A 19,604-nucleotide genomic window follows, 5' to 3' on the forward strand; every position below is an offset into this window, starting at 1 on the left:
AAAATTAATAACTAAACCGCACTCGAAGTAATGTGATTATAATCTTTCAGCACGGCTTCCAAAAACTGCAATTCATTCATCCCGGCAGGGATTGTAACGAAAATATGTGCTTTGGTTTTAGCGGCCATGGCATAAATAAGATCAGGATTACCTGTTTGATAATAACCTGTAAGCACTTCGTGTATTAATTCGACATCGCGATCGTTAAGGTGTAATACTTCCTTAAACTGTGGTTGATATTCTTCGGGCAAGGTAAAACTGAAAGCCACATTTTCTAACTGTGTGCGTGGGGTGGTTTTAATTAGGGTTGTTTTAGCGAGCAAATCCCCCAACCGTTGATGGCTTTCTGTTATCGCAACCGAAGCCAAGGCGATAACTCCCCAACCTAAAGGAAACCCAAAATCAATTATTCTAAATATCCACCTTAGGAGGTATTGGCCGAAAGTGGGTTGCGTGCCATCGAGACTAACCACCTTTATTTTAAGCACTTTTTTGCCGAAAGTTTGTCCGTTCATGGTCAATTCGCAAACTAAATCATAAAAAGCAAAAATGGCAAAGAATATGAAGAGGACAACCAAAGCAGCATTACCAGACATCCCTATTTGCGCAACGCCCATTAGAACCATTGTAATGCCTCCTAAAACTACAAAGCCAGCTAAATCAATACACCTTGCGGCGATGCGTTCTCCCAACCCAGCAATTTCATATTCAATATCAATATTTTGAGATGTGTTAATCTTGATGCTATCCATATTTCAAACATAATTTTTTTTAAGGATAATCGCTGTATCAGTGCTTTAATTTTTTCAACTAAAGATTTCTTATGTTTTATCGATACATTTTTCATATCCTTAAAAAATTAACTATTTTAACCAAAGATTTGGTAACGCCTTAAATGAGAGAAGCATTATTTGTTAAACAGAATACAGAAAAATGGCGACATTATGATGCCATGGGCCAAGCAAACCCTGATGAGGTTGCCAACCAGTTTATAGAAATAACGAATGATCTGGCTTATGCGAAAACATTTTATCCAAATTCTAAAACCACGGCTTATTTAAACGGCCTGGCCTCAAAACTGCACCAATCTGTTTACAAGAACAAAAAGGAAAAATCCAATCGATTTATTCTCTTTTGGAAAACCGAACTTCCACTTTTATTTCTAGCACATCGGAAACAAATATATTATGCGCTTGCCTTTTTTTTGGTATCGTGTGCTATTGGCGCATTATCTGCAAAATACGATGATACTTTTGTTCGCTTAATTATGGGCGATGAATATGTAAACATGACGAATGAAAACATTGCCAAGGGCGATCCATTTGGCGTTTACAAGCAACAAAATGAGTTAATAATGTTTCTACAAATCGGGGCCAACAATATATATGTAGCACTTTACACTTTTGTGCTGGGGATTATCTTTGCCTTTGGCTCTATTGTTTCCTTATTTAGAAATGGTGTAATGCTGGGTTCATTTCAGTATTTCTTTTTTAGCAAAGGACTGGGGCTACAATCTGTATTGGTGATTTGGATTCACGGAACGCTCGAAATTTCAGCAATAGTTTTGGCCGGAGCTGCTGGCTTGGTTTTAGGCAATAGTTTTTTATTCCCCAAAACTTATACCCGAATGGCTTCGGTTTTAAAAGGCGCTAAAGATGGCCTCAAAATCGTACTCGGCTTAGTACCAATATTTATAGTTGCTGCTTTTTTCGAAAGCTTTGTAACCCGACATACAGAAATGCCGATGTACATCAGCTTAACGATTTTAATAGCTTCGGCAGCTTTTATCATTTGGTACGTATTTATTTATCCAGTAAAAATTTATAATAAAAGCACTCGACTAAATTAACATGGCAGCTACAATAGAATTTAAAAAACGTAGAGATTTTGGACAGGTAATCAACGATACCTTCACTTTTATGCGTCAGAATTTCAAACCATTAATAAAAACTTATTTCACATTCTGTGGCCTATTTGTGTTAGCCAGCATGTCGACCATGTTAATGCAGCAATACAAAATGGTGAACATTATTAATACCATTGGAAATGGCAAAAACAGCACTGGTTTGGGCTTTGGGGCCATGTATGGAATAGAATATTTCTTGTCTATTCTCTTCTCTATGGCTACGTATGCAAGCATGAGCGTTGCCATTTTATCATACATAGCCCTATATGTTCAAAAAGGTAATCAAGTACCAACATCAGATGAGGTTTGGGGCTATTTCAAATATTACTTTTTTAGGGTTTTCGGAAGTTCATTATTACTCATGTTGATGGTTTTTGTGGCATTTTTATTCTGTCTTGTTCCGGGCTTTTGGCTGTTTCCTTTCGTTGCAATGATGTTTCCAATTATGGTTATCGAAAATGGATCTCTAAGTTATTCGTTTGGGAGGAGTTTCAAGATCATAAAGGATAACTTCTGGATTACTTTTGGAACCTTAATTATAGTATGGATTATTGTTTACGCTTGCATGAGCTTGGTTGTTTTACCCACAACGATATTCAGCATGATTGGGATGTTTACTTCTAAAAACCCGCACATGTCATTAACATTAACCATGATTACAACAGTTTTGCAATCCATCTGCCAGGTTTTTACCATCATTCCAATTATCACCATTTCACTGGCCTACTTTAGTTTGGTTGAGCAAAAAGAAAGCACAGGTTTAATGGAAAGAATATCGCACTTTGGTAATACCGAAAAACCAATTGATACCAGGCCAGAGGAATATTAATATGCTGCGATTTTTTGTCCGTTGTTTTCTAGTTTCCTTGCTTTACCTTATTCCAATAAGCGGTAATGCGCAAGCTGTGGCGTCCAAAAAGAAAATTGAGGCGATGAAAACAGATAGCAGCAAAATTACGGCTGCTAAGTTTGATAAGCGGGCAATAAGCGATTTCAAAGATCAAAAGGAGTTTCAATATGATGAGGTTCAAGCTCGCCAACTTTCTCTTTGGGATAGGTTTTGGATGTGGTTTTGGAACACCTTAAGCAGGCTATTTATGGGCGCTGCCTCCAATGCTATATCTAAATATTTTTTTATTGGCCTGGGCGTTGTCTTGGTTTTATACATTGTGATTAAAGCTGTTGGTGTGCAAAACATCTTCAGCAGAAAATCTAGAGAAACCATTCTGCCTTATGATGTTTTAACTGAAAATATCCATGAAATAGATTATGATAAAGAACTTCAGCGCTTAATAAGTGAGGGGAAATACCGATTAGCAGTAAGGTTACTTTATTTACGGGCCTTGAAAAAGCTGAACGATGCGGAAATTATTGAATGGCAGCCCGATAAAACCAATTATAATTATCTAATGGAGATTACTAAGCCCGAAATTAAAAGCGATTTTAGCAGGCTAACACTTCAGTTTGATTATATCTGGTATGGCGATTTTCCCATCGATGAACAGAAGTTCGACCCAATAAACCAATCATTTAACCAGTTTAATAACCAGATTAAATGAAAGGGTACAAAGTATATTTCGGCATAGGCGTTATTCTTATTCTGGTTTATTTGGTGGCGCAATACAACAAGCCAACACCAACCAATTGGGCACCAACTTATCTTTCTACTGATAAAATCCCTTATGGAACATTCATTTTATACAATAGAATTAAGGATGTTTTACCAAAGGCAAGTGTTCAAGAATCGAAACTTGCTGTTTATAATACGCTAAAAAATAAAAGCTTTGCCAAAACCGCTTATTTAATCGTTGCGCAAAAGGTAGAAATTAGCAAAACAGATTTCGACCAAATGAAGCAGTTTATGCAGGCGGGCAACTCGGTTTTTATTGCCAGTTACGATTTTGGCAAGCTCGAAAAAGAACTTAAAATCCAAACTTCTACATCAATGTCTGCTGATGGTAGCGCACTAAACTTTACCAACCCAGAATTGAAGACAGATGCCAGTTACGGATTCGAGAGGGGAATTGGAAGTCAGTATTTTAAGGAGATGGATAATAGCAAAGCCACAGTTTTGGGGATAAATGCAAACCAAAAACCTAATTTCGTTAAATACAGCTATGGAAAAGGCGCACTTTATTTAATCGCCGAACCTGGATTTTACACCAACTTTGTTTTATTGGATAAATATGGTGCAGAATATGCCGCCAAAACTTTGAGCTATTTACAACAAAGTGATCGCTTGATTTTTGATGAATATTTTGCTACTCAAAAGAATGAAACCACCGATATTTTAAGGGTTTTCTTTAAACACCCCGAATTGAAATACGCTTATTATCTCGCCATTTTCAGCTTGATTATTTTCGTGCTATATGATATAAAACGCAGGCAGAGAATTATTCCAATCGCCGATCCGTTTACAAATTCTTCTGTGGCTTTTGCCAATGTAGTGGGAAGTGTTTACTACCATGAGCGAGATAATCTGGATATTGCAATCAAAAAAATCAATTATTTTATGGAGTATCTACGCAGTAGGTATTACATCAAAACAAATGAGATCGATAGTAACTTCGCTCAACTTTTAAGAGAGAAGACAGGCATTAATGAGGCATCGGCAAAAACACTTACAAGATATTTTATGCAGATACCAAAAATGAACGAATTGAGCGATCATGAACTGATTAGTTTAAACCAAAGTATAGAACAATTTTATAAAAATACGCAAAGTAATGGAGCAAGAACAATTTAACCAACGTACAGATTTAACCGCTTTAAACGAGGCTGTAACTCAAATCAGAAACGTACTTGGCAACATCATTATTGGTCAAAAACAGGTTATAGAATTCTTAATCGTTGGCCTCCTTGCCGATGGACATATCCTAATTGAAGGTGTGCCCGGGGTAGCCAAAACATTGAGCGCAAAGTTACTTGCAAAATCTATCGATGCACAGTTTTCGAGGGTTCAGTTTACACCCGATTTAATGCCTTCGGATGTTTTGGGAACGCCAATCTTCAATACCAAAACTGGTGATTTCGAATTTAGAGAAGGGCCTATTTTCGGTAATATCATTTTGGTCGATGAGATTAATCGTGCGCCAGCAAAAACGCAGTCGGCCTTGTTCGAGGTAATGGAAGAGCGCCAAGTGACTATTGATGGTGAAACTTATATCATGGATGAACCTTTCATGGTTTTAGCCACTCAAAACCCAATTGAGCAAGAAGGAACGTATCGTTTGCCTGAAGCACAACTAGACAGGTTTTTGTTTAAGATTGAGGTTAAATATCCAACCTTAGAAGAAGAAACAGAGATCTTATTGGCGCAACATACTCTAGTAAATAAAGACTTGTTAAAGGAAGTTAAAGCAGTACTTTCGGTACAACAAATACAAGCTGCACGAGCAATTATTCGTGGATTGTTTATAGAACCTAAACTTTTAGAATTCATTGCCAAAATCGTAAATGAAACCCGTAACAATTCATCACTTTATTTGGGTGCATCTCCGAGGGCTTCACTAGCAATTGTACACAGTGCAAAAGCTTTAGCGGCGATTCAAAACCGTGATTTCGTTACGCCTGAGGATATTATAACTGTAGCAGTTCCAGTATTGGCGCATAGAATTTTACTCTCTCCAGAGAAAGAAATGGAAGGCTTAACCACCAGTGATATTGTTCATCAAATCATAAAGAAAATCGAAGTACCGAGGTAAGTTTAGAGTTTTTAGTCCGGAGTTCGAAGTCTATAGTTTAGAAACCAAGTAATTAACCACTGCAACAAAATAACAAAAATTGAAAAAATTCTTTCAGCAATATTATACCAATCTATTCCTAACCGATCGCTTGTTTGCGGCCTTAGGATTTTGCATTGTACTTTTCTTGCTGAAGTTCTTTTTTGCCTGGCTGGGCGATATACCCGAAATTGCAACAGGCGTTGTGTTGGTTTTATTTTTTATCGATATTTTCATTTTATATCGAGTTAATCAAGGTATAGTCGCAAAAAGATTAACGCCAAAACGCCTCAGTAATGGTGATGAAAATCCGATTCAAATAGAAATCAAAAACAACTATGGCTTTAGGGCCAATGCCCGAGTAATTGATGAAGTTCCTTTTCAGTTTCAACTTCGAGATAAGGATTTTAAGTTAAGTTTAAAATCTACAGAGCTTAAATCTATCCATTATAATTTACGCCCAACTAAACGTGGGGAGTATGATTTTGGTGCTATTCGTGCTTACATTAATTCTCCGCTTGGCTTAATTAGCCGACGATATAATTTCGAGGGTAATAAAGTTCTTCCGGTTTATCCATCCTTTATTAATCTGGGTCAGTATGAGTTAATGGCCATTTCCCATCATTTAACGGCGCTAGGTATAAAGAAAATCAGAAAAATCGGACAAAGTAGAGAATTCGATCAGATCAAAAACTATGTTGGCGGAGATGATATTCGAACCATAAATTGGAAAGCAACAGCGAGAAAAGGTGGCTTAATGGTAAATACTTATACTGATGAGCGCTCCCAAAACATTTACTGCATTATCGATAAATCCAGGGTAATGAGAATGCCGTTCGAGGGTTTAAGTTTACTTGATTATGCAATTAACGCATCTGTTGCACTTTCGAAAGTAGCCATGTTAAAGGAAGACAAGGCTGGTTTAATTACAATTTCCGAAACCATTGGTTCAATTGTTCCCGCAGATCGTAAATCAGCCCAGCTCGGCAACATTATGAATGTGCTCTACAAAGAGAAAACCAGGTATTTGGAAAGTAATCTCGAAGTATTGTACAGCAGCGTTAGAACCATCGTAAAGCAACGTGGCTTATTGGTTTTCTTCACCAACTTCGAAAGTTTATCGGCCTTGCAAAGGCAATTACCCTATTTAAAAAGGATATCAAAATACCATTTGTTGCTCGTTGTATTTTTCGAGAATACAGAATTAAAGTCGCTAAGCATGGAGCCTGCCAAAGATGTAGAGGGAATTTATCACAAAACTATTGCAGAAAAATTCATCTACGAGAAAAAATTGATGGTTAAAGAACTGAGTAAACACGGCATTTTATCCATCCTTACTCCTCCACAAAAATTAACGGTAAACGTGGTGAACGAATATCTGGCGCTCAAAGCGCAACAGAGAATCTAGTTGGGAGTTTTGAGACAGGAGTTGAGAGTCGACTCGTGACTCATGACTACACACTAAAAACTCCCAACTCCCTTATTCCTCTTCCCTAAAATAGACCTTATAAAAGTTCATCGATTTATCATCATCGTAACCCTTTTCTATCATATCCTTGTTTCCATGTATATAAATGTGGAAGTTCTTATCTAATTTTAAAACACTTTTATAAGCCCTAGCTTGCTTTTTAACAGCAGATTCTGCAATTTCAAATTGATCAGCAATTGGACTTTCAAATTCTTCTTCGTAATTCTTTTTATAGTTCTTAAACGATTCAATCCCCTCAGCATTTCCTATAACCTCATTGCCGAATTCCTCAATATCAAAGGATTCCTTTTCCTTGAAGTATTTCATGGAACGATTCAAAAGATCAATTTTATCAGCCTTGCTAATTTCATATTCATCATCCATTTTCTGAGTAACGAAATTTTTGTAAACCCCTAAAACGTTATTGGTTTGGTTGTAGCTATCATTTCTAATCTTCAGTTTTAAAAATTCATCCTTCCAATACACGGCAGATTCGTTGCTACTTTTCGATTGATCGAGAACCACCACTTTGTAACCCTCTTCCTTATCAACATTAAAAATCAAACAGCCTTTATCCAGCTTATTAATGCTTATCGCATCCTGTTCATAGCTCATGTTAAAACCATCATCCTTCGGAAAAACCTTTAGGTAAGTATCCTTAGTCTCAGATTTAAAAATACCAATCACATCCAATTGCTCACCCTCAATTTGCACCTTTTCAAAGTATGCCACATACAGTTCTCCCGACTTAATTTTCGGATGGTTCGCCACATCATAAAGGTATTTGGCCAATTGTTGAGAATCTTCGTGAAAGAGTTCATTGTTTTCGAAAATTTCATGGGCAAAATGATAAACCTCATTTAAGTTTAAGTTATCATTCGGGTGGTAAAAGCGATAAACCTCATTCACCTTTTCGAAAGGTTTTAAGAAATATTGCATCAACAGATTACCCAAAACTTCATCCTCAATATTTAAGGGCGCATCAGATAATTTATAATACTCCTCTACTAATTTATTACCGATATGGTGAATGGAAAGCTGCTTTAGGTTTGCCTCGAAAAATGAAATCATGGCGGCAAAAGTAATGAAATAATAAGCGATGTTTAATCAAATACAAATATCTTTTGAAAAGCAATTGCAGTGCTTTTTTGTTTCTGTTTTCCTGCTGTTTGCTATAGCTCCGATAGAAAAAATCGGAGGCTACCGCGTCCATCAGGTTTAAAAAATTCAAAGAAGTGCGTCTATTAAAAATCAAGCAAAATGTATAACTTAACCTTTAGATTTTAGAAGATATGAAAGGCGCAATTACGATTTTATTGTTCACAATAAGTAGCTATTCATTTGCTCAAAAGGCATTTGAGTTTGAATATTATTATGGCAAAACTAAAAATTTCGAAATCAAATTATCGCTAGCGAATGGCTACATATTAGGAAGTGAAATCATTAAAACTGATTTAAAAACCAGCAGAAAAATAAAATATATTCCAAATGATAACCCTGATAGAAAATCACAGAGCTTAATGTTTTTGCCAGATAGTACAGATCGCACAGTTAGACGAAGAAAGAGGGATAACATTATTCTTTATAACATGAAAGATGATTATCAGGTTTTACCAGATAAAATTCGTGGAGTTTACGGAATTGATCTTGGCACTTTCAAGTTCACGCTCTACAAGCAGAAAACTACTCACTAACTTTTAGCCTATTCAGAAATTCTACAAATTTCTTATCGGCATAATTGGCAATCCCTTCATGCCTAAAAGATAATCTTCCTTGTTTATCAAAGATTACGGTAGTGGGCAGCGAACCAGCAAAAATCTGTTCAGGCACAGTACTATTTACCTTAAAAATAGGCATACCATATTTTCGGGTACTCATAAACTTACCAGATTTTTCTAGATCGCCATCAGCATCTGCAAAAATGAACACGAAATTTTTATCGTCCTTAAATTGATTGTACAGCTTATTAATCGATGGCATTTCGGCCCTACATGGTGGACACCAGGTTGCCCAAAAATTTAGAAATATCACTTTCCCTTTTAGTTCCCCTAAATCAATTACATTTCCTTTAATATCTTTAAATTGAATACCGTTGAAATTCATAGCAGTGGCGATTGGTTGTTCCACCTTAGGAGAATACAGTCCAATTTCCATTAAACCTCTTATAAAAAAAGCTTTTGCATCTGGCACCAATACCAGAATCAAAAAAATTATAATAATTAGTGCGTTGAATATATTTTTCTTCAAGAATTTCATGACGGAAATTGATTTACAATCTTAAATATTTATACTATAAAAGCAATGTTACTTTCCAAAGGTAGATAATTGAACAGGAATTGTTACTTTTGCGGCATTGAATAAGCATAAACAAAACATCAGGAAATACTTCTCGGCATTTATGCTGGTTGTTTTTGCTATTGCTTTAACTCCGTGGAGTGTTTTACACCACCATAACCCAGTGCCAATCTTAAAAAAGGAAGCGAATTGCAAACATGTTAGCCACGTACAGGCACATGGCGATACTTGTTTAATTTGTCACGCCAGTTTTGAAAAAAACTACGTGCAAACACATCAAATTTACAGGGTTTTTCTATCGGCAAAAATCTTAACCAAAAAAGAAATCGTATTAAAAAGCTCTTATGCAACCCTGCTAAGAACCAGTTTACGCGGTCCGCCAATAGCTTAATTCTTAAGTTTTATTTAAAACACTGTAAAGTGTTTATCCAAATTTTTATTTATGAGAAACGATAGCTAACCACTAATTAAGCGGTTATGGCTTTGGTTTTTTCTATCATCCTAATTTTTACCACATCATGAAAAAATTACAGCTTATTGGCTTAGTAATTCTATATACATTATTGAGCAATACTGCTTTCGCTATTGCTTTAAAAGATATTAAAGGCAAGGTAATCGATGCCAGCAACAAACAAACCTTACCTGGTGCCACCATTTTTATTCCCGATTTAAAGGTTTCTGCCGTAACCAATAACGATGGTGAATTTAGCTTGAACAACTTGCCATCAAAAGGTAGTTACTTGGTCGAAGTACACTACGTAGGCTACAAAACAGCAACGCAAATCGTAAATTTTGCTAGTGCCAATACTTTAGAATTTTCGTTGCAGCCCACCGCAATCGAAACCAAGGAGATTGTAATTACGGGCAGCATTATTAGTAGTACCAGCAAAAGGAATAGTGCTTCATCGGCAGTCTTAGGTAAAGATCAGCTTTTGGCACCATCAACCAACTTGATCGATGCCCTAACAAAAATTCCAGGTGTTTCGCAAATCACAACCGGCCCGTCAATTTCGAAACCTGTAATTCGTGGCTTAGGTTACAACAGAATTGTAACCTTAGATGACGGTATTAAGCAACAGGGCCAACAATGGGGCGATGAACATGGCATTGAGATCGATCAGTTTAAATCAGATCGAATAGAGGTTTTACGGGGCGCTGCATCTTTAATGTACGGTTCTGATGCTTTGGGTGGCGTAATTAATATCTTAGAGCCAAGCACTGCACCAGAGGGACAGGTGAAAGGCGAATTCATTACCAACTACTCTACCAACAACGGACTTACTGCAAACTCATTAATGCTGAATGGCAACGAAAATGGGTTCGTTTGGAGAGCTCGAGGCACTTACAAAAATGCTTACTCTTTTAAAACACCAACAGGTTATTTTCCCAATTCTGGTTTCAACGAAACGGATTTAAGCGGTATGGTTGGCTTAAATAAAAGCTGGGGATATTCTCACTTAAATGTTTCTAGTTTCCGCAATAATATTGGTTTCTACGAACCAACGCTTGATGCTAACGACAACTTTGTAAAGGAAGATGGCGAAGCTTTTATCACTTCTGATTATAAAAATCGCGATTTAGATTATCCGCGTCAAGATATTCGTCACTTTAAAATTGCCTTAAATAATAATTTCATTCTTGGAAATGGCAACTTGAAAGCAGATTTTGGTTATCAACAAAACCAACGTCGCGAATTGGAAGATGGCCCAGAGCCAGCCTTATTTTTCGATTTTAAAACTTACACCGCCGATTTAAAATATTACCTACACGAAACCAACGGATGGCAGCCAGTTATTGGCTTAAGTGCCGATGCTGGTCGTAGTGAAAATAAAGCGAATGATGAGTTTTTAATTCCTAATTACAATACTTATGGCATTGGCGTATTTGCATTTGCCAAGAAAAACTGGGAGAAAAATACCTTCAGCATTGGTGCCCGTTACGACTTCCGTAAAAACAATGGAAAACAGCTATTTGTAGATGATGAGGAGGTATTTGCCCCTTTCCAAAATAAGTTTTCTAATGTAAGTGGTGCTTTGGGTTTTACGCATCAGTTTAACGAGGAATGGAATTTTAAAGCCAATGCAGGTTCGGCTTTCCGGGCGCCAAACCCAGCAGAGTTAGCATCCAATGGCGTTCATGAAGGAACTTTCCGTTATGAAATTGGCAATACCAATTTAAGTCCAGAGCGCAGTTACCAAATTGATGCGGCATTAGAATACGAGGGCAAAATTGTGAGTGCCAGTGCAAGTATTTACAATAATTATATCCACAACTTCATCTATGCATCTAACAATGGAGAAACCATTACGGCAGAAGGTGATGAGTATCCTGTTTACCGCTACGGACAAGTAAATGCCAATCTTTACGGTGCTGAAGCAACCTTAACCATCCATCCGGTTCCATTTATACATTTCGAAAATACTTTTGGATATGTGCATGCGCAAAACACGAGCTTAAATCGTCCATTGGCATTTATTCCTGCTGGAACACTGCGAAATGAATTGCGTTTTGAACCAAAAATTAAAGGGACAAATGATGCTTATCTTTCAGTTGGTATCAATTCTGCATTCAAACAAACTCGTGTAGATCAGGTTTTTGAAACACCAACAAGTGGCTATACTTTGTTAAATGCAGGTATTGGTGCCACATTTAATTTAGGCAAACAACCAGTTAAGCTTTCAGTTTCTGCAAACAATTTATTAGATCAAAAATATTATGATGCTTTGAGCAGGTTTAAACCAGGTCGTTTCGATTCTGAAAACCCTAATTTAGGGGTTTACAACGCAGGACGAAATATCACTTTTGGTTTGTATGTACCTTTTACTTTAGCGAAATAATACTTATACAAATTTTCATGATTTTTTTTGGAAACAAATAGCCGCAGATTAGCTGATTAATAATTTTTAAAAATCTGCGAATCTGCGGCTTATTCTTTGGTTGGCAACTACCAATAAAATTTGACTTAAATGGTCGGTGTGTCACCGTCCATGGACTCTCATGCCACCGATCAAGGGTTTGTTAAAAAATAGCCACAGATTCGCAGGTTAAATTATTAAATTCCTTTGTTGATGATTCATCAACAAAATGAACTTAATTGGTTGGTGTGTCACGTCCCATGGACTCAGGCAGTTCCCCTCAGCCAAATGAAACATTCTTATCGCTGAGACGTTAACCTATAGACCGTTAACTAAATACTTTGCTATGAGAAAAATTATTAGAACATTCTTGTTAGGCACATTTGTAGTTTCTGCTATGATGTCTTGCTCTAAAAACAGTGATGATGATATGGTTCCTGATGCACCAACATTTACTGGCCCAAATCCAAGTCCTACGAATTTAAGTGTTAGGGTAATTTACATCGTTCCATCAGATAAAACTTTGAATAAAGCCTATACCGATGCAGCTGGAAATTAGATTACTCAACTCAGTAATTGGTATAAAACCACATTAGGAAATAATAAAACATTTCATTTAAACGGAAATATGCTAGTGGAAACCATGCAAAGCAGTCACGCCGCTGCTTGGTTTAATGTCCAAAACGGAAATACTGGCGATGCCCAATTCTATTTTTACAGTAATGCTAAAAACGATACAAAGGCTTTATTGGGCAGCAGTTTTGATGATTCGAAATATATTTATCTGGTGTATGTAGATGCAGCAGGAACTACAGGAGCTGGAGCTGCTGGATTAACAGCTATGCCAGAAAATGATTTGAAAGGCTTAACCAGTCAAATGACTGAACCTATTCCTCGTTGGGTTGGTGGCGCCGGACACGAACTTGGACATGCTTTTGGGTTGCCACATCCAACAAATGAAAACCCTCAAGCTTTAATGTGGACAGGTTATACCATTTATCCGAGCTGCATTTTACAAGATAACGATAAAGCAATATTGAACGCTAGTAAGTTTTTTTATTAAACCATAGCCGCGATTCCTTGGTTTGTGACCTACCAACCAATTTTCAACTTAAATAGTCGGTGTGTCACCGACCATGGGTGTTAAAAGATAGATGCAGATTCGCAGATTAAATTATTCTATTCCTATTCCTTAGTTGGTGGCGCACCAACCAATTTTCAACTTAATAGTCGGTGTGTCACCGACCATGGGTGTTAAAAGATAGATGCAGATTCGCAGATTAAATTATTCTATTCCTTAGTTGGTGGCGCACCAACCAATTTTCAACTTAAATAGTAGGTGTGCCACCGACTACGGGTGTTAAAAAGTAGCCGCAGATTCGCAGATTAATAATTTTATAATCTGCGAATCTGAGGCTTATTCTTTTTCCTTGTTTGGTGGCCCACCAAACAAAAGCTTAGCTAAACCTTACTTTTTAAAAGTCTCTCGTTTTGCCCTAACATATTGGTTGGGCCACTCCGTCTCATCACCCAAAATCTGTGCAGCATGCGTTGGGAAATATGCATCACGAAGCGATTCTCTAGCAATAAAAATCAAATCTGCTTTCCCCTCTTGCAAAATAGCCTCAGCTTGTTTGGCTTCTACAATTACACCAACTGCACCGGTAGCAATTCCAATCTCATTTCTAATTTTATCAGCAAATGGAACCTGATAATTCGGTCCAGCAGGAATAACGGCATCTGGCACATTTCCACCCGAAGAGGCATCAATTAAATCGACACCTCTATCCTTTAACACCGCAGCTAATTTAACCGAATCTTCTTCATTCCAGCCATTTTCTGTCCAGTCTGTTGCCGAAATACGTACAAATAAAGGCAGGTTTTCTGGCCAAACCGATTGAACGGCTTCAACCACATCGATAACCAAACGAATACGGTTTTCAAAACTTCCGCCATAAACATCGGTACGTTTATTACTCAGCGGACTAAAAAACTCATGCAATAAATAGCCATGTGCCGCATGGATTTCTACAACTTTATAACCAGCATCTAACGCTCTTTTTGCCGCAGCTCTAAAAGCGAAAACTAGATCCTGAATCTCGGAAATTGATAATTCATGAGGCTCCACTTGTCCGGCTTTAAAAGGTATTGCCGATGGCCCAACAGGTTTCCAGCTATTTTCACCACTGGCGATTTGTTCGCCTCCATTCCATGGTAATTCACAACTTGCCTTTCTGCCGGCATGTGCCAACTGAATACCAGCAATTGCTCCATTATCATGAATAAAAGAAACAATTTGTTTCAACTTTTCTACATGCTCATCTTTCCAAATACCCAAATCGGCATAAGTAATTCTTCCGTTTTCGGTAACAGCCGAAGCTTCTTGAATAATTAAGCCAGCGCCGCCAACTGCTCGGCTACCCAAATGAACCAGGTGCCAATCGTTAGCAAAGCCATCCACAGCCGAATATTGGCACATTGGAGAGATTACAATTCTATTTTTTAATGTTACATCCTTTATTGTAAAAGGAGAAAATAATTTCGACATGATTTACTTGTTATTTTACCGCAAAGAACGCGGAGTTTTCGCAAAGAAAAATTAAGTTTTTTTCTCTAAACTCATCTGTACTTTGCTTCTGTTATTTAATTTAAAAACCTGCGCTTTTTAGTTCCGTATTGATAAACTGAATTTCATCAGTTGTTAACTTTACATTGATCGCTTCAGCATTTTGTATGGACTGTTTTGCATTTCTTGCACCCACTAAAGCAATGGTAATTCCAGGTCGCTCAATGGTCCAACCTAGAACCAATTGAGATAAAGTCGCTTGCTTTTCATCAGCCAAAGGCTTAATCTTAGCTAAAAAGGCATTGGTTTTTGCAATACTTTCAGGCTTAAAGTAAGGGTTTCCCTGACGATGATCGCCTTCCTCAAATTTATAATCGGCCGTTATTTTTCCCGTGAGTAAACCACGTTCCATCGGACTATAAGCCAGAACCGATTTATTATTTTCAATACAATAAGGAACAGTTTCTTTTTCTACGCCGCGATTAACCATACTAAACGGAATTTGGTTAGAAACGATTTCTAATGTTTGATCTGCTTCTTTCAACTGTGCTCCATCGTAATTACAAACACCAGCATAACGAACTTTCCCCTGTTCAATTAACCTACTCACAGCTTCGAAAGTTTCACTAATAGGCGTGGTTAAATCTGGCCAATGAATTTGATATAAATCGATATAATCAGTTCCTAAACGTTTTAAGGATTGTTCGCATTCGTAAATTACGCTTTCTTTTCCTGCATATTTATAAACATCGATATCTTCGCCAGCATTGTTCTTAGATTTCATGGCCAAATTACCTTTGGCTAAATCCCAGCGCATACCAAACTTAGTTACGATTTGCAATTTGTCTCTGGAAATTCCCTTTATTGCATCTCCAACAATTTCCTCACTATCTCCCTGACCGTAGATTGGTGCCGTATCAATCGAAGTTACGCCTAAATCATATCCTGCTTTAATAGCTTTAATCGCATCATTTCTATCGGTACTTCCCCACATCCAACCGCCAGCAGCCCAAGCACCGAAAGTGATTACAGAAAGTTCTAAATCTGAATTGCCAATTTTTCTATACTCCATAATTATTTTTTAATGATTTTATCTATCGCAAAACTATTGTGCGGCAAGAAAGCTAATAACACAGATAAAAATGCTACGTGAATGAGTTGAGACGGTAAAGCTTCCCAATTTTCGATCATGGTTGAGCCAAAAATTAAGGCCAATGAAACCAAACCCGCTAACAATAAACCTTGCTTGGTGAATAAGCCCAGAATGATTAATATCCCAGCAATAAACTCAGCAAAAGGCAAAACGTAACTGAAAGGTACAACTAACGCTTCTGGCAAAAATGATTTGGAAAATTGCACAACCATCCAATTGCTAAAGCCAGTTAGTTTAGGCAAACGAACCAAACCATGTCCGAAAAAACTTAACCCGATTGCCAACCTACTTATTAAATAAGCCCAATTTTTATCCGTCATATTCCTGTTTTCTTACAAACATACAATCCGAATGTTATGGATGTTTGATTGAAACAAATATTAAACCTAGATTTTACAAAGAACTTATAAAGAGATTAATTTTCTATATTTTAAAATCAAATGTGGAAAGGTACTGTAGTGCCTATCGGGAAATTCATCCAGCTTTACGCTATATCCCAAATGAAGAATTTGGGGATGCCGTTTCAATCTGGTTTATAATGATCGGACAGAAAACCTCTTCACTTATCATAAAGGCATATAATCGATAAACCCAAAAATATTTTTTACAGCTACTGAAAAATAAATTTCACAAAAAATTTGGAGGTGATCAAAATAGCTTATACATTAGTGTATTATTTAACTAATACAGTAGATATGATTCAAATTAACAATCTAAATTTTGGTTACAACAAGCACTCACCACTCTTCAAAAATATGAGCATGCAATTAAGCGCTGGTCACATTTATGGTTTGCTTGGAAAAAATGGAGCTGGAAAATCCAGTTTATTAAAAAACCTAGCAGGTTTAGTTTATGCACAAAGCGGAACTTTAAATGTTTTAGGTTTCGATCCTAAAAAGAGGCAACCTGCTTTGTTGGAACAGATTTGTTTTATCCCCGAAGAATTTTATTTGCCAGCGGTTAAAATCGATAGCTATATCAAGGCTAATGCTCCATTTTACAAAAACTTCGACCATGATTATTTTAACGATTTGATAAAAGAGTTTGATATCCCAGTAGGGCAAAAGCTCATAAACATGAGTTATGGCCAGAAGAAGAAAGTTATTATCGCTTTTGGTTTGGCTACTCAGGCCAAGCTTGTTATTATGGATGAGCCAACCAATGGCCTTGATATTCCATCGAAAGCACAATTCAGAAAAATTATGGCTTCGGCATTAACAGAAGATCGCTGCATCATCATTTCTACACATCAAGTTAGAGATTTAGATAACTTAATCGATACCGTTATTATGCTCGATGAAAATGATATCGCCTTAAAAGCATCAGTAGAAGAAATTACAGAGAAACTCACCTTTAAAAAAGTTAAGGAAATAGATGCAAGTATAATTTATGCTGAACCATCGCTTTCTGGCTTTAATGCGGTAATGCCAAACTTCCACCAGGAAGATAGCAAGCTGGATATGGAGCTACTGTTTAATGCCATCCTTGCAGAAAAAAACAAATTCAAACCTTATTTTAATTAGCAACATGAACAATACATTTAACATAAACAGGTTTCTATTGCTGCTAAAAAGACAGTGGCTAGATTTTGGAAAGATATATTTTGGGGTTTTGATCGTACTAGTTGGAATTATTATCGCTATTTATAGTTATTTTATTCCTACACCCAAAAGCGGTCATTTCTTTGACTATGATGGCAATCTTGATATGCGTTTTAGATATGGATTATTTATGCTCCTTGGTTTCTTCTTCATTAGCATTATTGCTAGTGGCTACTACAATAATCTTGGTCAAAAATCGAGAGCTATACTTGAGCTAATGACACCTGCCTCAACTTTTGAAAAATTCCTTGCAGGTATCTTCTACACGGCTATCGTATCGGTTTTTAGCTATTTATTGGTTTTTTATATTGTTGATGCTGGATTTGTGAAATATTTAAATTCTAATCTCCCAGCTTTCAGCTCAACATTGAACAAAAAAACATCAATAAAAGATGTAGATGGGATTTTTTACGAAGTAATAAATGATGCAAACTACCTACGTTACTCCAGATATTTCTTTGTGTTTCCGTTTCTATTTACAAGCATATTCCTTTTAGGATCGGTGTACTTTAACAGGTTTCATTACATTAAAACTGCTATGGCTGTAATGATTTTTACAGGAATTGCTGGATACATTATTTATAAAATTGGGTACTTATTGACGCAAGATATGGTTAGTATCAGTATCGTAAGCAAAGAGGATAGCGTTTTGCAAAGCACATTTATAGTGACATTGATAATAACAATTATTATGTGGTTAATTACGTTCATACGCCTTAAAGAAAAAGAGGTATAAATCAGCTTTAACAAATATGGAATTTAGAGATAATAAGGCGATATACCTGCAAATAGCTGAATATGTATGTGAACATATTTTGCTAGGGAAATGGAAAGCCGAAGAAAAAGTGCCCTCTGTTAGGGAAATGGCCGTTGAGTTGGAGGTAAATCCTAATACCGTTATGAGAACCTACGAATTGCTACAAAATAAAAATATCATCAATAACAAAAGAGGCATAGGGTTTTTTATTGATGAAAATGCAATTGAAAATGTTAAAAGTTTTCGTAAGGTACAGTTTATGGATGATGAGCTGCCTGTACTATTTAGAAACATTTACTTGCTCAATATTGGATTTGATGAGCTAAAGAGTAAATATGAAACATTTGTAAAAGTAAACTTCAACGCTTAAAACATGAAAACAAGTAATAAATTATTGATAGCACTAGCGGCCACATTGATTATAATACCAATTTTGGTTATCGCTGTGAATGTGAAACTTAATTATAGAAAGTCTGACTCCAGAGATTCGTATTTTGGTTCAATTATGATAAATAATGAAGCGTTTGAACACAAATCCCTCGGAAGATTAGCGGTTCCAATCGCCCAGCCTTTTACAAGTATCAAATTTGATGATGCGATGGGTTCTTCTGTTCAGATTTATGTTAAAAAAGACAAAAGATACGGCGTGAAAATTCAAGAGTCATTTAAAGATCAGCTCACTACTACTGTAAACAAGAATGGGGAGTTAATTATTTCTCTTAATAAAGAAATAAATTTTACAGGAGGAGATAAAATAATCATAGTAGTTTATTGTCCAACAATAAAAAGTATTGAAGTTAAGAACGCTTTCATTACCGAGTTAGCAGCAGTAGCAGATACGCTAAATGTGAACATAGAAAATTCGGAGTCCTTATTCTTTACTGGCCCCTTTTCTTCTAAAGATGATGCGAGTAGTATTACCAAAACAACAAATCATACAGAAATTAATATGCTTAAATTATCACTTAAAAACACGGAGTTTAATAGCTACTATCCTGTTGTAAAAAACCTAAATATTACCGCTTCTAAATCACGAGTTAATGTAGGTTCGGATGACAAGGCTAAAATTTCAGTCTACAATAATCTTTCGATTATTGCAAGAGATACATCTACAGTTAAGATAGAGAATATAAAGGCAAATACTTTACGCGGTGATTTTTCTGATGATACACAATTGCAAATTCCAACATCAATATTAAGGCAATTGCTCAAAGGATCATAAATCCTTATTAGTTTAAATACAAAAGATTGTTTTTGATAAATATAGATTTGGCATAAACA

Annotated in this window: 21 protein-coding genes; 15 read left to right on the top strand and 6 right to left on the bottom strand. The window is 36.4% G+C overall.

Going from position 1 to position 19,604, the window contains the following annotated elements; translation table 11 throughout:
- Positions 1 to 11 precede the first annotated feature (11 nt).
- Entirely contained in the window at positions 12 to 752 is a 741-nt protein-coding gene (locus EZ449_RS01770; RefSeq protein WP_131556232.1) for an RDD family protein, read from the bottom strand.
- A 143-nt stretch (positions 753 to 895) separates the two neighbouring features.
- Here EZ449_RS01770 and EZ449_RS01775 point away from each other — a divergent pair, with 143 nt between their 5' ends.
- The 6 genes from EZ449_RS01775 (at position 896) to EZ449_RS01800 (ending at position 7,036) form a co-directional block, all read left to right on the top strand.
- Positions 896 to 1,849, top strand: coding sequence for a stage II sporulation protein M (locus EZ449_RS01775; RefSeq protein ID WP_131556233.1), 954 nt, complete (start codon positions 896 to 898; stop codon positions 1,847 to 1,849).
- 1 nt (position 1,850) lies between these two features.
- Positions 1,851 to 2,735: a hypothetical protein gene (locus tag EZ449_RS01780; protein WP_131556234.1), complete on the top strand. Its 885-nt coding sequence runs from the start codon at positions 1,851 to 1,853 to the stop codon at positions 2,733 to 2,735.
- Position 2,736: 1 nt separating this feature from the next.
- On the top strand, positions 2,737 to 3,465 hold the full coding sequence (locus EZ449_RS01785) for a DUF4129 domain-containing protein (protein ID WP_131556235.1): 729 nt from the start codon (positions 2,737 to 2,739) through the stop codon (positions 3,463 to 3,465).
- Entirely contained in the window at positions 3,462 to 4,652 is a 1,191-nt protein-coding gene (locus EZ449_RS01790; protein ID WP_131556236.1) for a DUF4350 domain-containing protein, read from the top strand. The genes EZ449_RS01785 and EZ449_RS01790 overlap by 4 nt, the downstream gene beginning before the upstream one ends.
- Entirely contained in the window at positions 4,633 to 5,610 is a 978-nt protein-coding gene (locus EZ449_RS01795) for an AAA family ATPase (RefSeq protein ID WP_131556237.1), read from the top strand. The genes EZ449_RS01790 and EZ449_RS01795 overlap by 20 nt, the downstream gene beginning before the upstream one ends.
- A 79-nt stretch (positions 5,611 to 5,689) precedes the next feature.
- Positions 5,690 to 7,036: a DUF58 domain-containing protein gene (locus EZ449_RS01800; protein WP_131556238.1), complete on the top strand. Its 1,347-nt coding sequence runs from the start codon at positions 5,690 to 5,692 to the stop codon at positions 7,034 to 7,036.
- 72 nt (positions 7,037 to 7,108) lie between these two features.
- On the opposite strand, the gene EZ449_RS01805 is transcribed toward EZ449_RS01800, so the two are convergent.
- Complete coding sequence (locus tag EZ449_RS01805; RefSeq protein ID WP_131556239.1) at positions 7,109 to 8,167, bottom strand: nucleoid-associated protein; 1,059 nt, start codon at positions 8,165 to 8,167, stop codon at positions 7,109 to 7,111.
- A gap of 221 nt (positions 8,168 to 8,388) precedes the next feature.
- On the opposite strand from EZ449_RS01805, the gene EZ449_RS01810 reads away from it, so the two are divergent.
- A complete protein-coding gene (locus EZ449_RS01810) occupies positions 8,389 to 8,790 on the top strand; it encodes a hypothetical protein (protein WP_131556240.1) in 402 nt (133 codons plus the stop codon).
- Here the strand turns inward: EZ449_RS01810 and EZ449_RS01815 are convergent.
- Positions 8,780 to 9,250, bottom strand: coding sequence for a TlpA family protein disulfide reductase (locus tag EZ449_RS01815; RefSeq protein ID WP_225872198.1), 471 nt, complete (start codon positions 9,248 to 9,250; stop codon positions 8,780 to 8,782). The genes EZ449_RS01810 and EZ449_RS01815 overlap by 11 nt on opposite strands.
- Positions 9,251 to 9,449: 199 nt before the next feature.
- On the opposite strand from EZ449_RS01815, the gene EZ449_RS01820 reads away from it, so the two are divergent.
- The 4 genes from EZ449_RS01820 to EZ449_RS01835 all read left to right on the top strand — a co-directional run bounded on the left by EZ449_RS01820 (position 9,450) and on the right by EZ449_RS01835 (position 13,309).
- Entirely contained in the window at positions 9,450 to 9,782 is a 333-nt protein-coding gene (locus EZ449_RS01820; protein ID WP_131556242.1) for a hypothetical protein, read from the top strand.
- Between the two features lie 127 nt (positions 9,783 to 9,909).
- Positions 9,910 to 12,228 carry a TonB-dependent receptor gene (locus tag EZ449_RS01825; RefSeq protein ID WP_131556243.1) on the top strand — a complete coding sequence of 773 codons (2,319 nt, stop codon included), beginning with the start codon at positions 9,910 to 9,912 and terminating at the stop codon, positions 12,226 to 12,228.
- Positions 12,229 to 12,592: 364 nt separating this feature from the next.
- Positions 12,593 to 12,805: a hypothetical protein gene (locus EZ449_RS01830; protein WP_131556244.1), complete on the top strand. Its 213-nt coding sequence runs from the start codon at positions 12,593 to 12,595 to the stop codon at positions 12,803 to 12,805.
- A gap of 84 nt (positions 12,806 to 12,889) precedes the next feature.
- Positions 12,890 to 13,309 (top strand): zinc metalloprotease, encoded by a 420-nt coding sequence (locus EZ449_RS01835; RefSeq protein WP_165499669.1) that lies wholly within the window; start codon positions 12,890 to 12,892, stop codon positions 13,307 to 13,309.
- Positions 13,310 to 13,714: 405 nt separating this feature from the next.
- Here the strand turns inward: EZ449_RS01835 and namA are convergent, their stop codons facing one another.
- The 3 genes from namA to EZ449_RS01850 all read right to left on the bottom strand — a co-directional run bounded on the left by namA (position 13,715) and on the right by EZ449_RS01850 (position 16,285).
- On the bottom strand, positions 13,715 to 14,794 hold the full coding sequence (gene namA / locus EZ449_RS01840) for an NADPH dehydrogenase NamA (protein ID WP_131556246.1): 1,080 nt from the start codon (positions 14,792 to 14,794) through the stop codon (positions 13,715 to 13,717).
- 100 nt (positions 14,795 to 14,894) lie between these two features.
- Complete coding sequence (locus EZ449_RS01845; RefSeq protein WP_131556247.1) at positions 14,895 to 15,884, bottom strand: aldo/keto reductase; 990 nt, start codon at positions 15,882 to 15,884, stop codon at positions 14,895 to 14,897.
- A gap of 2 nt (positions 15,885 to 15,886) precedes the next feature.
- Positions 15,887 to 16,285, bottom strand: coding sequence for a DoxX family protein (locus EZ449_RS01850; protein ID WP_131556248.1), 399 nt, complete (start codon positions 16,283 to 16,285; stop codon positions 15,887 to 15,889).
- A gap of 375 nt (positions 16,286 to 16,660) precedes the next feature.
- On the opposite strand from EZ449_RS01850, the gene EZ449_RS01855 reads away from it, so the two are divergent.
- From EZ449_RS01855 to EZ449_RS01870, 4 genes are read left to right on the top strand one after another with little or no spacing between them, the layout of a single operon-like run.
- Positions 16,661 to 17,488, top strand: coding sequence for an ABC transporter ATP-binding protein (locus tag EZ449_RS01855; protein WP_131556249.1), 828 nt, complete (start codon positions 16,661 to 16,663; stop codon positions 17,486 to 17,488).
- A 4-nt stretch (positions 17,489 to 17,492) separates the two neighbouring features.
- Positions 17,493 to 18,302 (top strand): hypothetical protein, encoded by an 810-nt coding sequence (locus EZ449_RS01860; RefSeq protein WP_131556250.1) that lies wholly within the window; start codon positions 17,493 to 17,495, stop codon positions 18,300 to 18,302.
- Positions 18,303 to 18,318: 16 nt separating this feature from the next.
- Entirely contained in the window at positions 18,319 to 18,693 is a 375-nt protein-coding gene (locus tag EZ449_RS01865; RefSeq protein ID WP_131556251.1) for a GntR family transcriptional regulator, read from the top strand.
- Positions 18,694 to 18,696: 3 nt separating this feature from the next.
- On the top strand, positions 18,697 to 19,545 hold the full coding sequence (locus EZ449_RS01870) for a hypothetical protein (protein ID WP_131556252.1): 849 nt from the start codon (positions 18,697 to 18,699) through the stop codon (positions 19,543 to 19,545).
- The last annotated feature ends 59 nt before the right edge of the window (positions 19,546 to 19,604 follow it).

This window comes from Pedobacter frigidisoli (genome assembly GCF_004331675.1).
Lineage (GTDB): Bacteria > Bacteroidota > Bacteroidia > Sphingobacteriales > Sphingobacteriaceae > Pedobacter > Pedobacter frigidisoli.